The sequence below is a fragment of the Bacillus sp. DHT2 genome, from assembly GCF_026241455.1.
GTDB classification, from domain to species: Bacteria; Bacillota; Bacilli; order Bacillales; family Bacillaceae_G; genus Bacillus_A; species Bacillus_A pseudomycoides.
On record NZ_JAPHWH010000023.1, the window covers coordinates 30,459 to 45,117 of the forward strand.

At 30.5% G+C, this 14,659-nt stretch carries 12 protein-coding genes and 2 pseudogenes; 7 read left to right on the plus strand and 7 right to left on the minus strand.

Annotated features, from left to right (window positions below):
- Positions 1-713: 713 nt before the first annotated feature.
- Positions 714-3,260 carry a KAP family P-loop NTPase fold protein gene (locus ORL93_RS28835; RefSeq protein ID WP_265960150.1) on the minus strand — a complete coding sequence of 849 codons (2,547 nt, stop codon included), beginning with the start codon at positions 3,258-3,260 and terminating at the stop codon, positions 714-716.
- A gap of 687 nt (positions 3,261-3,947) precedes the next feature.
- Here ORL93_RS28835 and ORL93_RS28840 point away from each other — a divergent pair.
- The 3 genes from ORL93_RS28840 to ORL93_RS28850 all read left to right on the plus strand — a co-directional run bounded on the left by ORL93_RS28840 (position 3,948) and on the right by ORL93_RS28850 (position 5,835).
- Positions 3,948-4,892 carry a tyrosine-type recombinase/integrase gene (locus tag ORL93_RS28840; protein ID WP_265960151.1) on the plus strand — a complete coding sequence of 315 codons (945 nt, stop codon included), beginning with the start codon at positions 3,948-3,950 and terminating at the stop codon, positions 4,890-4,892.
- Positions 4,893-4,912: 20 nt separating this feature from the next.
- Positions 4,913-5,080, plus strand: a complete 168-nt coding sequence (locus ORL93_RS28845) for a hypothetical protein (RefSeq protein WP_170927964.1) — start codon at positions 4,913-4,915, stop codon at positions 5,078-5,080.
- A 164-nt stretch (positions 5,081-5,244) separates the two neighbouring features.
- Positions 5,245-5,835 carry a DUF4030 domain-containing protein gene (locus ORL93_RS28850; RefSeq protein ID WP_265960152.1) on the plus strand — a complete coding sequence of 197 codons (591 nt, stop codon included), beginning with the start codon at positions 5,245-5,247 and terminating at the stop codon, positions 5,833-5,835.
- Positions 5,836-5,957: 122 nt separating this feature from the next.
- Here ORL93_RS28850 and ORL93_RS28855 read toward each other — a convergent pair whose 3' ends face one another.
- Positions 5,958-6,563 carry a hypothetical protein gene (locus ORL93_RS28855; RefSeq protein ID WP_265960153.1) on the minus strand — a complete coding sequence of 202 codons (606 nt, stop codon included), beginning with the start codon at positions 6,561-6,563 and terminating at the stop codon, positions 5,958-5,960.
- 118 nt (positions 6,564-6,681) lie between these two features.
- On the opposite strand from ORL93_RS28855, the gene ORL93_RS28860 reads away from it, so the two are divergent.
- Complete coding sequence (locus ORL93_RS28860; RefSeq protein ID WP_265960154.1) at positions 6,682-6,822, plus strand: hypothetical protein; 141 nt, start codon at positions 6,682-6,684, stop codon at positions 6,820-6,822.
- A gap of 369 nt (positions 6,823-7,191) precedes the next feature.
- On the opposite strand, the gene ORL93_RS28865 is transcribed toward ORL93_RS28860, so the two are convergent.
- Both ORL93_RS28865 and ORL93_RS28870 read right to left on the minus strand, forming a co-directional pair.
- Positions 7,192-7,761, minus strand: a complete 570-nt coding sequence (locus ORL93_RS28865; protein ID WP_265960155.1) for a dihydrofolate reductase family protein — start codon at positions 7,759-7,761, stop codon at positions 7,192-7,194.
- A 242-nt stretch (positions 7,762-8,003) separates the two neighbouring features.
- Complete coding sequence (locus ORL93_RS28870; protein ID WP_265960156.1) at positions 8,004-8,225, minus strand: DUF4158 domain-containing protein; 222 nt, start codon at positions 8,223-8,225, stop codon at positions 8,004-8,006.
- Between the two features lie 507 nt (positions 8,226-8,732).
- Here ORL93_RS28870 and ORL93_RS28875 point away from each other — a divergent pair.
- The 3 genes from ORL93_RS28875 to ORL93_RS28885 all read left to right on the plus strand — a co-directional run bounded on the left by ORL93_RS28875 (position 8,733) and on the right by ORL93_RS28885 (position 13,255).
- A complete protein-coding gene (locus ORL93_RS28875) occupies positions 8,733-9,812 on the plus strand; it encodes a sensor histidine kinase (RefSeq protein WP_265960157.1) in 1,080 nt (359 codons plus the stop codon).
- A gap of 146 nt (positions 9,813-9,958) precedes the next feature.
- Entirely contained in the window at positions 9,959-11,242 is a 1,284-nt protein-coding gene (locus ORL93_RS28880) for a hypothetical protein (RefSeq protein WP_265960158.1), read from the plus strand.
- 1,026 nt (positions 11,243-12,268) lie between these two features.
- Positions 12,269-13,255, plus strand: coding sequence for a beta-channel forming cytolysin (locus tag ORL93_RS28885; RefSeq protein WP_265960159.1), 987 nt, complete (start codon positions 12,269-12,271; stop codon positions 13,253-13,255).
- Between the two features lie 146 nt (positions 13,256-13,401).
- On the opposite strand, the pseudogene ORL93_RS28890 reads toward ORL93_RS28885, so the two are convergent.
- The 3 genes and pseudogenes from ORL93_RS28890 to ORL93_RS28900 form a co-directional block, all read right to left on the minus strand.
- A pseudogene (locus tag ORL93_RS28890) lies at positions 13,402-13,636 on the minus strand (site-specific integrase); the annotation flags it as partial.
- Positions 13,637-13,773: 137 nt separating this feature from the next.
- Positions 13,774-14,076, minus strand: a pseudogene (locus tag ORL93_RS28895) (transposase); the annotation flags it as partial.
- A 167-nt stretch (positions 14,077-14,243) separates the two neighbouring features.
- Complete coding sequence (locus ORL93_RS28900) at positions 14,244-14,522, minus strand: AbrB/MazE/SpoVT family DNA-binding domain-containing protein (RefSeq protein WP_006097646.1); 279 nt, start codon at positions 14,520-14,522, stop codon at positions 14,244-14,246.
- Positions 14,523-14,659 lie beyond the last annotated feature (137 nt).

Genomic DNA, 14,659 nt, shown 5'->3' on the forward strand with positions numbered 1-14,659 from the left:
GTAAAAATAGGTCATAGGCTTACTTTTATTTCCAGGATTGATTTATTGAGCTTATTAATATCGTTTCGTTTATTTTTATTAAGTAATTTGTCTATTATGGGTTAACCCTAATCATCCATTAGTTAGCTACTGAAAACACTTCGTTTCAATTGTATGATTAGGGTGTATGATAATAAGTTCAAAAATAATAGAGAAAATCCCGATTTCAAGTCGGTTTGGAAATAAAAGTAAGCCTATGACTCAAAATTACATGTATCTCGTCTATACCCCTATATACATGTTTTTCAGTAACAAAAAGGTATTTAACCAATAAAGTTACAAATTATTTTTGATACGGTATTTTGTTACAACAACTTCAATAGTTAGAAAAGTGGTTATTTTTTCAAACGAAACGTAACAAAAATGATCGTTTATGTTACAAAAAACTACTTTGCCCTTAAACGCAGCTACGCTGGTATTAGGCCTAAAAGTGTTTTGTACAAAAAGAGTAATTAGAATTTTTAGGGATTTAAGATAGTTGTTGTTCTCCTTTTCTAAATTCACACAATTTTCAAACATTAAAGTTAAACATGTTAAGATTTGGTTTATAATGAAATCAACCCGTGGTTAGAGTGTTTGCTCCAATTCAAATTATGAGATAGTTTGTTTTAATTTTTTTACATTATCTAAAAAAGAACTTGTAGAGATTCCTACAAGTTCTTTTTGGATTAAAGTTAAGAGAGTAATTGAGCTTCTTTATTTCTCCACCAATCAGGAAAATCAAAAATATCATTTCCCTGTTCTTTATGAATTTCTTTAACAAGTTCTTCAAAATCTTTTGGAATAGAAAGAGAATATTCGTTAATTTCTTCAGAAGTTACACCTTTCCAAAGGATTTGTAAAAAGGTTTCGTTCTCTAATACTTCTTTTACATCATCTATTTTTGTATAATTTTGATTCTCTTTCGAGTAATGAACGAACTGCCACATGTACTCGAGAAAATTCAGCCTAATTACACGGTCAGATTTAGATTCCTCAGCAAGGATGTTCAGTTTTTGGTATGTATCGTTTTGATGAAATGCAGATTTATTAAATAAATAATACTTTTCGTAAGGGAAAGCATTTTTATACCATAGTTTCAAGCCATTAACTGTGCGGAATCTACTGATTAATTCATCAATAAACGGTGGTTCAATCATCTTAATTAAATCTTTTTTAAATTCCTTAAAATACTCAAGTTTATCAATTTCAAAATCCCATAAATCTATAATTTCTAGCAACTCAGTGTAGTGGTTATTTAAGTTTAACTTACTAATATTTTTTATTATATCCATTTCTCTTTGTCGAATTTCAGAGTATAAAGGATCATTATTATTTATATAATTTTTAAGACTTCTATAAAGCAATTCTAAAATTTTGATTTGATGTTTTGAATTCAATATTGGTATTAATTCTTCAATGTGATTTTCTAAAATTTCTAGATTTTGTTGTATTTCTTTCGACATATCGAGGTACTGTATATGTTTTATTCTATATACTAGATCTTCTCGATTAATAAACAACCGTTCTATGTATGCCGTTTTTAAATAATCTGATTCTAGTTTATTAAATTCAAAGGCATCTGAATGTATTTTTTGATAATAGAGTTGAAACTCTTTTAACGTTAACACATTTGAATTCTCTATTACTCTAAAATACATATTAAAGTTTCTATCCATTTTGTTTATATGTCTTAGTAATCCGGTAATTATTTTTTTTGCTCTACCAGTATTCTCAAATTGTACAGGTAACTGCTTCAATATCACCTCTGCGTCTTTTTCTGTGATCATTTTATTAGGATCTACAGCTGAAGGTGAAAGTTTACCTATAGCCTCTTTGTCTTTTATTATTTCCCTATATACATCTGGAAGCTCCGATTTTAATAGTTGCCCTAAATATATAAAACCCAAGTTTAATTCCTCGTCTTTAAATCGTTGCAATATTGGAGTAAGCAATTGCATATTTTGCATATATCTTTTAAGTGTTCTAGGGTTACTTGGTAGATATTCTTTAATTGTTTTTATTACGTTTTTATCAATTGTAGTATCAAGTCTATTTATTTCCTGTTGTAGTAGGAATTCCCAATCCCTTTTTGCAGGATCATCAATTGTAATATGATAGTCAATAATTTTTTCCAAGAATAAATGCCCGTTTGGTAATTTCATTTCATCAGCAATAATTCTACTTACATTTTCATCATCTATGGCAAAAATATAAGAGATATTATTGATGTTTAATATTTCTTTAATTGTTTTTAATACATTTAATATCATTTTTGCATCATCTAAACGATCTAAGTCATCTACGAAAACAATAATTTTATTATTTTCACCTACGCTTTGATTTAGATAATTATTGATAGATGCCTTAATCTGATCTTGCATAGGCGTCCCAGGATTTTTAATAAGTTCATCAATAAGCTTTCCAATTGGTAATTTTGAAGTTGAATGTTGGAAAATACTTAAGAATACTTTTTTTATATTTTTAAATAAAGAGAAGTCAAGTATTCCCTTACTATCTAAAATTAATGCTTCTTCAATAGATTTTCGAAAACCAATCCATAAATCTTTTTCATTGTTGTATATCCAAGGATTAAATCTACACATAATATATTTCTTTTCTTCTTTTTTTCCTTCTAATAATAATTCGACTAAATTCATTATAGAAGTCTTACCTGAGCCCCATTTTCCGTATATCCCAATCTTCATATTTTTATTAGGATTAGTCTCTAATATATCAGTAATTAATTTTGCTGTGTGGACTCTTCCAAGAGCATCCTCTTTTAATGATCTAATAGCCTCATCAAATTCTTCATTCTCATACTTAAGCTCTTTTGATTTATGAAAATTCCCTTCTATATAAAAATAATAACTTATTGATAGCAAACTTGAAAAAACTAAGAGAAATAATATATTATCGTTTTTGAATATGAAAATAACAATATAGGCTAAAAAGCAAAAGAAACTAAAAAAATAGAACTTATGAGAACTTTTTATATTTTTAAAGAAAGATTCTAGATTATCCATGTTAAAGAGTATTAACCCTAAAATAATGAATGGTGCTGCATAAATTAAACTTATCTCTACGGTCTTTGGAAAATATTTCTCGAAAAATTCATTTAAATCATGATGAATTATATAAATGCCCAAACCTAATAAATACATTCCTATAATATTTAGTATAAGTTTAATATTATTTTTCTTACTTCTCTTATTTCCACTCTCTGTTGATTGGTTCTCCATTTTTTCACCGACCTAAAATGATTTTTATACTTATTAAATATACAATGATGTAAGTTTAATATCCATATTAATACATAACTTCCTTACCGTATGGTAAAATCATGATTTTCTACTTGAAAGTTCCTTAACCTAATTATAATTCCCCTTTTCTTTCCCTTTTAAATTACCATATAATTTAAAATTTTCAATTCGACGTTTGTTCACTTCTATTTCGAAAAATATATTATAAATAATTTAAAATAAGCATATGAACATAAATAACCATTTCAAAAGGTACACCTTTTGGTTCACTTTTTATTACTACGTATTCAAAGATGTGGAGAGCCTTTGGATTGCCTATAAAAGTATACTTTTATAGACAATCCAAGGAGTTCACTTAACACTAAATACATGAAAGCTAAAAATGTATCTAAAGGTGTACCTTTTGATACTGCACAAATAAATTAGTAATAAATTTCTCAATATGGATACTGTCGCTATTTTTAGCTATAATATTCAAAATTAACAGTTAATGTAATATGATAAAAAAGTGATGGTTATCACCCCATTTTTTTCTCCTTATGCCATAGATAAGACCGAGTTTCTGGTCTTATCTTTTTTATTTATATATTTTCTTTGGGGATGAATGGGTAAGTGGAATATGTGTAAAATTTGATATACTAAAAGAAAAATTAGGATGATAAGCTTATGCCAACAAAAGAATTTCAAGATACTGTACAACATTTTTCTTCTTTCTTATTAAATAAAGGACGCAAGCCTTCTACAATTAAACGATATGTTTATGATATTGAAGACTTTGGTCATTGGTTGCAAAAATCTAAAAAACTCCCTACATGCAATATATGGACGACACTTAATAAAAAGGATTTTGAAGCGTATTTTTACGATTTAAAGAAGAAACGACAGTACTCTGACAAAACAATGCATCGTGTCTATATTGTCTTAAATAGACTATATCAGTATTTACAACTGCCAAATCCGTTAGAAGACATGCAATTTAGCATTCAACCGAATCGTGCATTACGTGATGAAGATTTTATTACAAAAGAGGAAGAGAAAACGTTAAAGTCCATTTTAAGTTCATTAGAAGGATTAACAGAAAAACAACGTTCTGTTCGCCCAGTACTTATGGATCGTAACATTTCAATTGTGCATTTGCTCATTCATAATGGATTATCCTTACAAGAACTTGTCGGTTTACAGATGAAGCACGTCCATTTTGAAAACAATACGATCTCAGTACCAGGGATAGTGGGTATAGAAAGAACGATTCTTTTAACTGAAGACGATAAAAAGTGCTTATTTAACTATTACAAAATCATTCCTGAACCTGTTCGTCCAAGATACCATAGTAATGATCCAGTGTTCGTAGCCTTTGATTTTACTCGGAAAACTTATCATTGGTCATATGAAGATGATGCGCCAAAAGCTCTAACAGAGATTGCTGTTCAAAAAATGATTCGAATTGAAGTTAAAAGAGCGAATTTACGAAAAGGAATTTCAGCACAACATCTTCGAAATACCTTCATTTTACGGCTGATTGAACATGGAATTTTAGAGGAACAAATTATAAAACAGGTAGGTTTTAAATCTAAACTTTCGTTAAAAAGATATTATGATTTCATCGATTAAAAATAACGGAGGAAGATAGTATGAAGGAAAATAAAAAACAGGAGCAACAGTACATAAGAGTGTATACATTAAGGGATAGAAGTACCAAATCCATTAAAGTTGAATCTTGGCGAACGTTTAAAGAGGAGATGAGAGTTCTAGGTCTAAAAGAATCGGATATTTTTCAAATTCAGTTAATAGCAAAGTAAAATAACCCCCAAAATGAGATGCAGGTTTTTCGTTTGTTTTGGAGAATACCTAATCCAATATGAAAATAGAAGTTAGATCAATTACACTTGAAGTATTTTCTTTATAATCTAGGCTCAGATACGATTCAAATATATAACAAGGAATCACTGGAAAGGAGATTGGGATGAATAAAGGAAAAGGGTTATTGTTACCTCTTGTATTAACTATTGTATTAAGTAGCTGCCAACAGAGCGATATAGAAGAAGAAAAAAGTGAAGATTCAAAAGTTATGGATACTGTTATGAATACAGTGAATAAAAAAGATTTTCTCAGTGCGTCTGTGGATGATACATCGAGAGTTGTAGACCTAGAAATAGTGGATACTGTAAATACAAGTAAATTAAAAAAAGAGATTAACACTCAGTTAAAGAACCAAGATATTAGACCATATACTATTAATGTTAGTCAAAGAGATATGGACATTGTAAAAATAGAGAACAGATGGGACGAAATTTACAGTTATATTTTTGAAGAATTGTTCCATAAAAAAGGATACAAAGGTTTTTCACTGCGGGCTTATATAGAATTGAGCCAACCTATTCCGTTTGCTATATATACCCCTATAAATAGTACTGATGCAGGGGCTAAAGAATTTGGAAAGAAGATTGAGAAAGAAATTGATAATTTACTTAAAACACCGCAAGCACGAAAATGGATTGAAAATGATTTATATACTATTGAAGTTTATAGTCAAGATAATCAAAGAATCAACTAACAAATCTGTGAACAGGATATAGGAAACTTAGTATTAATAGGCTAGTATTTGATAAAAAAGACTGGATAAACAATGTCCAGTCTTTTTTACTTGTATATAACTATTAAATTTAAGAAATTGTATTATTTATAATATACTTGTCCACTAGAGAGATATATAGTTCCCCCACCATAATTTTTAAGTCTAAGTTCATAATAATTACCAGAAGCAGTTAAAAGGTGAGAAATTGGAATGTTTAATCCACTTGAAAAGGAACCTTTAACTCTATATTCTTCCCACATCGAACTATTATGAAATACTTGTACTGCCAATCCAGTAGTCTTAGTTCGTGGTTCTACCTGTACACTTTGAGGTAGGTAAAATGATGTGCCATCATCAATCCACTGATAGTTACTAAATGACATTTTTCCAAAATTTTTAACGTTCATAGCAAGTGGAGTAACATCTGTTTCCTTTTGAATATTACCATCAAACTTAGAACTCCTTAGAGGAGTTTTAGCCATGTCTTGATTAAATTTTTCTAATTCCTCTTTAGAATATGTTTTAACCAAATTCCCATCTTTATCGTAAACTTCTACAGATACATCATCAATTTCTGCATTATCAACATTTGCTGTAGATGCAGATACAGAAGAAGGCAAAGCTTCTCCATGTGCAACAGTTGAAGGTAAGATTATTCCTGCTGCTAATGCAAATACCCCTGCTTTAGCTAAATATTTTCTTTTCATAACATCATCCTCCTATTGTCTTTAATTTGTAGAACAATGTCATCATATCTTACAAATATTGTATGTGTAAATATGTTTTCAGAATATTTTTTCATCTTTTAATTATGGGGGCATTTTTATGAATTGCAAGAGAATAATAGGGATAAGGGTTACAAGAGAAATTTTAAAAATTATGGGGGCAAAAATATTTTTGTTGAAATACAATAAAAAAAGAATCCTTATTGTAAGGATTCTGCAACAGGAAATAACAAAAATATAAACAATAAAAAGAATTACTTATAGTATAAGTTATATTCTAATATTTTATTATTGATAAAATTATATACAGATTTCAATTATAGATAACTTTGCCCATCCCCGAAAAGGGGTATTAAGAAAAAATATTCCATATCAGTTGCGCACCAATTTTAAGTTCAACCTTATTTATTCAATTTGTAACTTTGAAATAAAGTTTGATTAAAGAGGATTCTTCCTTAGCAGATTTATGTTTGGGTTTTTATAAAAAAGTTCAATTATTTTCTACCTATGTTATTCAAGAATCGCGCCTTATTGTTGAAGAAATGACAATTACTATCGAGTATTTCTTAATGATATTTATTGTATTTTATCTTTGGAATGTGCAATATTATTAATTCTTATTCAAATGATAGATTAGTTGCACAACGCCAGAGGAGAACGTTCTTGTATTAACCATTTTTAAATTCAACCTCTGCTTTATATCAATAAACAACGGTTTTCCTTCTCCCAAAATAACAGGGTGAACAGATAATCTAAATTCATCCACAAGCCCTAAGCTGATAAATGTTGTAATTAGACTTGCTCCGCCATATAGCCAAATGTCTTTACCAGACTTTTTCTTTAATTTATTTACTTCTTCAAGAATATTATCATTTATGAATATTGCTTTATTATCAATCCCTTTTTGTGTTCTAGAAAACACATATTTTTCTTTACTGTGAACTAATTCCCAAAGTTCTTTTTCAGCTTTGGTACCTTCAATTCCTGGAGTAAATTGTCCCCATAAATCGTAGCTTTTTCTTCCATATAAAATAGTATCAATTTGATTTAAGAAATCAATAAACCCCATCTCAGAGTCCATGATACACCAATCAACTTCCCCATTTTTCCCTTCAATAAAACCATCTAAAGTAACTGCTAAATCTAAAATTATTCTTCTTTGTCTTACGTTATTGGACATAACTCTTCCTCCCCTTAATCATTTATATATTGTTTCTCCCGCCAAGTTTTTTTAAAATCCACACTATTAGTTTTATAAAAATCCTTCGTATGTCTAATCTTTTATTTTTTAACTTATTATCATACACCCTAATCATACAATTGGAACAAAGTGTTTTCAGTAACTAACTAATGGATGATTAGGGTTAACCCATAATAGACAATGACAAGCTCTTTATTATAAACAGACGTAACGAAACCTAGTTATAAGTTCAATAGGTTGCGTTTGGAAATAAAAGTAAGCCTATGACTCAAAATTACACGTATCTCGGCTGTACCCCTACGATGGCGCTTAATAATTTCGATATCATATGGAGACAAGGTGTAATAACTTCCTAATTCATACTCACTAATTTGTTCTGAAATGGATACAAACTCTAAGCGTTGATCTAGTGTCAATAATTCTCTTGCACGTTTTGAGGACATATTTTTCTCCTTTCTAAAATGCAAGAAAATACCTTGTCTAAAGCATACTATAGCTCAGTGGATGTTGGATTGAAGTATTTTCTTGTCATGCTAACATCTTTGTAAACTATTAATTTAGCTACTCATTTTCTCCATTAGATTATCAGTTGGCCATAGTATCTTACGATACAGTGTCATACGAGAAATACAATGAGAAGTCAGTTTAGCAATTTCAATTAAGCCTTTTGATCTTTCATGATATCCCTGAAAGAATTTTGTTATATTTTTGCAAGAAAATTGAAAGGTATTTAAGCTAAGATGTGCTTACTGATATTAGTTTTATTTTACAACAAGGGGTACTTAAGGTACTTTGTATTACAAAAAACATTTATACGCTCTCGAATTCTTGAACAAATTCGGGAGCTTGAATACGAGGAGATTAAGGTAGTAACTGTGTTAATGAATCATCTATATGAAGAATTAGAGAAGCACAAGTTATTGGTCTGAGACAACTGGGGGAAATACAATATGAAATTACGGAATCAATTGTTATTGATGAATTTATTAAGCGCCAGCATTATGGTAATTGCTATCTGGTATAGCGAAATGAAAATGTTACTTAGACCAGAACAAACACAGCTATTTATAGGAATTATAACCCTAGCATTGGCGCTTTCAACGATGATTTACTGGTTATTAACACGCTCTATTACGGCATCTATTCAAAATTTAATTGCATTAACAAAACAATTTAGCGATAGACAATTTGGAGCGATGTATAGAATTGGACGAGGACCACAAGAGTTTAAAGAATTAGCGGCAGCTTTTCAACAAATGGCTAAAAAATTAAAAGAAGGGTTTACTAAATTAGAAGAAGGAGAAAAAGCACGTACAGAGCTCATTGCGAATATTTCACATGACTTACGAACACCTATGGCTAGCATACAATTGATGATTGAAGCATTACAAGATGATGTAATTGCAAATCCCGAAATGAAAACACAGCACTTAACGACAATCCATAAAGAAATACAACGATTAAGTGGATTAATTAATGACTTATTTGATCTTTCTAAGTTAGAACTTGGACAAGAAGATTTTTATCCAAGTTTCACACATATGGATCGTATTCTATTAGAAGTACTAGGTTCACATTCTATTTTATTAGAAGAAAAACAGATCCATTTGCAATTACAAGTTTCTGATACATTGCCGAAGCTCTGGATTATGCCTTGTAAGATAGCACGGGTTATCAGTAATTTGTTACATAATGCAATTCGATATTCTCCAGTGTCTGGAACGATTGAGTTAATTGTAGAGGAAAATAAACAGAAGCATCACGTTCAATTCATTGTACGTGATGAAGGAGAAGGCATTGCTTATAGTGATCAACTGCGCATATTTGAACGCTTTTTTAGAACAGATCTATCAAGAAGCTCACAATCTGGGGGATCTGGACTTGGATTAGCCATTGCACAATCATTAATTAAAATGCACAAAGGCAATATTGGTGTACGAGATCGTTCAGACGGTAAACAGGGGAGTGAATTTTGGTTTACTCTTCCTGTTATATCAGAAAAAAATAAGGTGATTGAAAGACTTTTGTAACATTTACGAAAGGGAATTGAAATATTTTAATATTAATATACAAATATGTAATTTTGATCCGTATAAAAAAGTATAAGCAATGTACGGTATAATTTTATGTTTTATAGGTTCATAAAAATAATGAAAGAAAGAAAGGAAGAAATCACATGATTAATAAGAAAAAAGTGATTCCTACAGCATTAGCATTTGCTGTTCTAGCAAGTCCCGTTTTCTCTTTAAAAGCAGAAGCAAGTACAGTATCTTCAGCTTCTAGTGCAATTACTTCTGTTGAAAAAGAAAATCCATCATTAAATCTTAAAGATGGACAGGTATCTGAAGAAAATTCTAATGTAAACCAAGAGTTTAATGCAGATTATATTAATAATCATGTTATTAAAGCGAATTTTCCATCTGTTACACCACCTCATATCAAGGAAGCAAAACCTCTTCAATATTTATATTTAGATTATAATTATACAAATGGTAATAAAATTATTGGGGATTGGAGAAACAAAGAGTTACGAAAAATGGATCCGCCACCTAGATTTTATTATGACTTACAATCTATGGGATATAGCCAATCCCAAATCGAAGAATATTTTGGAAGCACTTATGGAGAGTCCTTTGTAAAAGGACTTGTTCTGGAAGCGTTGGAAAACTTCTTCCATACCCGTTATGCGCAAAATCCAAATGATCCTGATGTGCAAAAAATATTGCAATCTAAATATTACGAAAAAAGCGAAGCTGAAGATTCATGGTGGTTACCAGAATTTTTTGAAGGACCAGGCGGCTTAAAAAGAGCTATTCTAGAGGAATTCGGAAAGAAAAGTTTAGATGAACTTGGAATCCAAGTAATTTGGGGCGACAATAATTGGGGTGCTGAAAAGGCCGTAACAATTGGTTATTCAGCGAAAACACCGTTTAATCCACTAAAAGATGCTGTATTAACTGAAAAGAAATATCTAAAGAAAGTTCCTGGTGGATCCGCATCTATTCCAGCTAAAAATACAGGATACGAGGTATCCTTTGATATCACAACAGGGATGACGAATGAACAATCACAATCATTTGCTCATACAGTAGGTGTAAATGCTAGTGCGGGTATTGAAGATGTTTTTGAAATTGGAGCAAGCTATGAGTTCCAAAGTACATTTGGTACAAGTATCTCATTAAGTGAAGAACAAACGGTATCCCGTAAATTTAGTCTTACGAACGAATCAGATAGAACGATTACAGCCGCATTGTATCAAGTTACTGCTGAATATACATTAAAACCAGGTTCAGTAGCTGCTGGAATTGTAAATAAAACAGTAAAATCACCTTTCGCACAGTTCTGGCAAGGTGGCCATTATTGGGATACATCTACAAAAGTAAAAGTATCATCTACTTCAACAGGTGCAATTAAAACAGATGATTTAAAATTAATTCGCTCAGATGTGTTAGAAAAATAAACTTAATCGAAACTCGTCCTTATTTTATAAATTACTCTATAAAAAAGACATAGAATTCATATTCTATGTCTTTTTTCGTGTAATTTATAAAATTGTAGGTTTTTATATTAGTAGTAAGATTTCAAATGCTTGATGTACAGAAATCTGCCTTGCGGCATTTTATCTACACACTGCATTTGACCTCAAATTCATCCCACAGCCAAAGCCGGGTCACGCCCCTGATGGGCTTTCTCGTTGAGAAAATCTGTAATTGATTACCTCTTACCTATATGAATCCATTTTAATTTTTTTGACATATAAGCTTTTGTTATGCGGAACAAAACATGCCATGCCCTCGCATGTGATAGGAAAAGCTCTCAACCGCGCTCAGATGTCCTAGTCTCCTTAAAACGTGTTGTTTTTCAACATAAATGCTTCTAATTTATTATGCTCTCTTCTACTTATTGATGTTTAATACTTCTATTAATTATAGAATGTGTAATATATCGGAGTTAGTGCAAGACTTTTGTAACATTTATGAAAGCAAATTGAAAGGGATATATAATATGATGAATATATCAAAGGTGATTTTATTTTAACTCAGAAGTAAAAAGTATAAGCAATGTACAATATAATCTTATGTTTTATAGTTTCATCTACCTCAACAAGTGCAATTAAAACATATGATTTAAATTTATTTGCTCAGATATGCTAGAAAAATAAGCCTGAGTAACCCCTTTCCCCTTTATTTTCGAAATCACTTTGAAAAATGACATGGAATTCATATTCTATGTCATTTTTAGTGTAATTAATAAAATTTTTGCTTTCTATATTATTAAATTGTTGCATTAATACTTCTAATTTATTGTATTTCCTCCTATTTATTGCAGTTCATGTAATGTGACCCTATATATTGAAAGGCTTTTGTAATCATTGCAAGACTTTTGTAATACTTATGTAAGTCATTTGAAAGGAATATAAATTAATATGAATTTGTTGATATGAATTTTATTTTAAACACTAGAAACTAAAAAATGTAACAGGAGAATGGAAATGACTACAAAAAAGAAAAACATGAAAAAAACCAAAAAAATAGTACAAGCTTTAACACTGGCTACCGCTGTTGCTGGTGGAACATTAGCATTTAGTTCTACATCTGCACATGCTGATTCTCTAAAAGCAATTGAAGACATTGGAAGTGGCGCAAAAGTTATGACCAGTTTGGACACAACTTATCATAGTGATGCAAACATAAAAAATTCAATTAAAGTTTCATTTATTGACGACCCAACTATTGATAAAAAATATGCTGTTGTTTCTACGGAAGGAAGTAGCATTGGTTCAAATTTAAAACATCACATTCATAATTATTATGAAGCTCGTATGGACTGGACATCGACTTTTAAAACGGGATTAGAAATCACAAGTAATGATAGTGCAGCATTTTATAAAGTTTTGCCTAAAAATTCAATAGAAACAAAGAATGTATCTTCTACAGTTGCATATAATGTAGGTGGCGGTGTGGAAGCTAAACAAGATGGAGCTGGAGCAAGTGCATCAGCTGGTGCATCTTGGTCAACTACTGTATCATATGACCAAGCAGATTATAAAACATTTTTAGAAAATAGTACGAATAAAAAAGTAGATTGGAAAGTTGCCTTTGATAAATATTATAATGGAAATGGATTTTACGATAGAGATTCATGGACTTTCTTTAATGGTAACCAATTGTTCATGGCTACCACGTCTGGAGTTAGTTCTGCAATAGATAATTTAGTACCTCAAGATAAACTGCCAAGTTTAACAGCATACGGTTTTCAGCCAGGTACAATTGCAATTATAACTGCAAATAAAAATGAGGATTCAACTGATTTATCTGTGAAGCATAGTAGAGAGCAAGATCGATACGATATAGGAAAACCAGTAGGTTGGAAAGGATTTAATACGAAAAATATTAAGCTTGATGAACATAAAAATACGTCTGTAGATCATTATAAAATTGATTGGAAAAATAATAGAATCGTTCATCAGTAAAATTGAACACTAAAGAAATTCGCCTTTTTGAAAGCTAAAAGTTAAACCTAAAATAAATGTTTGTTAGATATATCAGCAATATAAATGAGCAACAATTTATATTGCTGATTTTTTTGATGTGTTGTGAAATTTAAGATTTAATGTAATCAAATTTGGAATGTATCCAATATACTTTCTTCTTTATTAATTCCAATATATTTAAGGGTAATTTGTGGTGTACTGTGATTGAATATTTCTTGCAACATGGCTACTTCTTTTATTTATAGAACCAATAGCCGAATATTTTGCGCATGATGTGTTGGTACCAATGAATTCTACACCAGCAAAATCTCCGGCTTATTGCAATTGTCGGTACGCTTGGATTTTGCTATAGGGGTGCTGACGTATCTTCGTCAACTAAAAATTTTATAGAGCCCGCCAGAACGAAATTTTATGTTAACTTGTATAAAAAAAGCACATTTTTTCTTTTTGGGGTTGATCTGTTTTCTTAAGTTGATGGGCATGTATGGTGCCCCCTTATTGGATGTTTGTGCTTCCCAATCATTTTCTATTTTTCGAAACCATTTACCAATTTTACTCAAATAATATCTTTTTACTTCTCCATATGGAATCCAAATTTCACGTTCTTCTATTCGATCCATTACTTCACTAAGAATCTCATCATGCTCGTATTTTTTAGGTCTTCTATGATTCACTTGTACAAATTTTGTATATTCTCTACGAAGACAATTAGAAATGAGTTCTCTTTGTTTTTGTCTGAGATGCGACCATTTCTTGTTTGTTTGAAGGATTTGTCCATTCACTTTTATATGATTTTTCATAGACAAGCCTCCTATTACTGTCAAAGCGAATATATAACTATCGTAGCACACTAAATTCAGAAAAGGGAAAGAATCCCCTAATGAAGATTTCTGTGTTTTTTATTTTTAATTTCGGTACGTGAAATTATTTATATTTGGCTAAAAAAAGCCCCTATAAATGAGGCTAATTATTTTACAAGATACTGTTGTACTTCTTTTATTAGTAGCTCTGCACCTTCTGGGCTTAATGTAATCTTGCCGTTTGCAAGAGAAATATTCTTATCAGATACTTCTCCTGTTATTGCACAAGCACCATTCGCTTCATATTTTTTTAAGATAATTTTTTCACCTTCTACATAAATCTCTAACGGTGTCTTTTCTTGTATTGCTAGCGTGCGTCTTAATTCCATTGGTATGACTATACGTCCTAATGGATCTAATTTTCGCATTACTCCTGTTGATTTCATGAAACCTCTCCCTCGTATATTATTTTTTAGTTACTCTTTCAAGCGACGATTTAACACAATGTTCTCTTGGACGTCCGAGGATATTCCTAGATAATGAAAGTAAGGATCATTTGGGACAATTCTCCCTCTCCCTGTAG

Coding starts and splice junctions, on each gene's coding strand:
- ORL93_RS28845 (WP_170927964.1), top strand. CDS start 4,913: ATGAAGGAAAATAAAAAACAGGAGCAACAGTACATAAGAGTGTATACA.
- ORL93_RS28865 (WP_265960155.1), bottom strand. CDS start 7,761: ATGTCCAATAACGTAAGACAAAGAAGAATAATTTTAGATTTAGCAGTT.
- ORL93_RS28855 (WP_265960153.1), bottom strand. CDS start 6,563: ATGAAAAGAAAATATTTAGCTAAAGCAGGGGTATTTGCATTAGCAGCA.
- ORL93_RS28850 (WP_265960152.1), top strand. CDS start 5,245: ATGAATAAAGGAAAAGGGTTATTGTTACCTCTTGTATTAACTATTGTA.
- ORL93_RS28880 (WP_265960158.1), top strand. CDS start 9,959: ATGATTAATAAGAAAAAAGTGATTCCTACAGCATTAGCATTTGCTGTT.
- ORL93_RS28870 (WP_265960156.1), bottom strand. CDS start 8,225: ATGTCCTCAAAACGTGCAAGAGAATTATTGACACTAGATCAACGCTTA.
- ORL93_RS28875 (WP_265960157.1), top strand. CDS start 8,733: ATGAAATTACGGAATCAATTGTTATTGATGAATTTATTAAGCGCCAGC.
- ORL93_RS28885 (WP_265960159.1), top strand. CDS start 12,269: ATGGAAATGACTACAAAAAAGAAAAACATGAAAAAAACCAAAAAAATA.
- ORL93_RS28835 (WP_265960150.1), bottom strand. CDS start 3,260: ATGGAGAACCAATCAACAGAGAGTGGAAATAAGAGAAGTAAGAAAAAT.
- ORL93_RS28860 (WP_265960154.1), top strand. CDS start 6,682: ATGAATTGCAAGAGAATAATAGGGATAAGGGTTACAAGAGAAATTTTA.
- ORL93_RS28840 (WP_265960151.1), top strand. CDS start 3,948: ATGCCAACAAAAGAATTTCAAGATACTGTACAACATTTTTCTTCTTTC.
- ORL93_RS28900 (WP_006097646.1), bottom strand. CDS start 14,522: ATGAAATCAACAGGAGTAATGCGAAAATTAGATCCATTAGGACGTATA.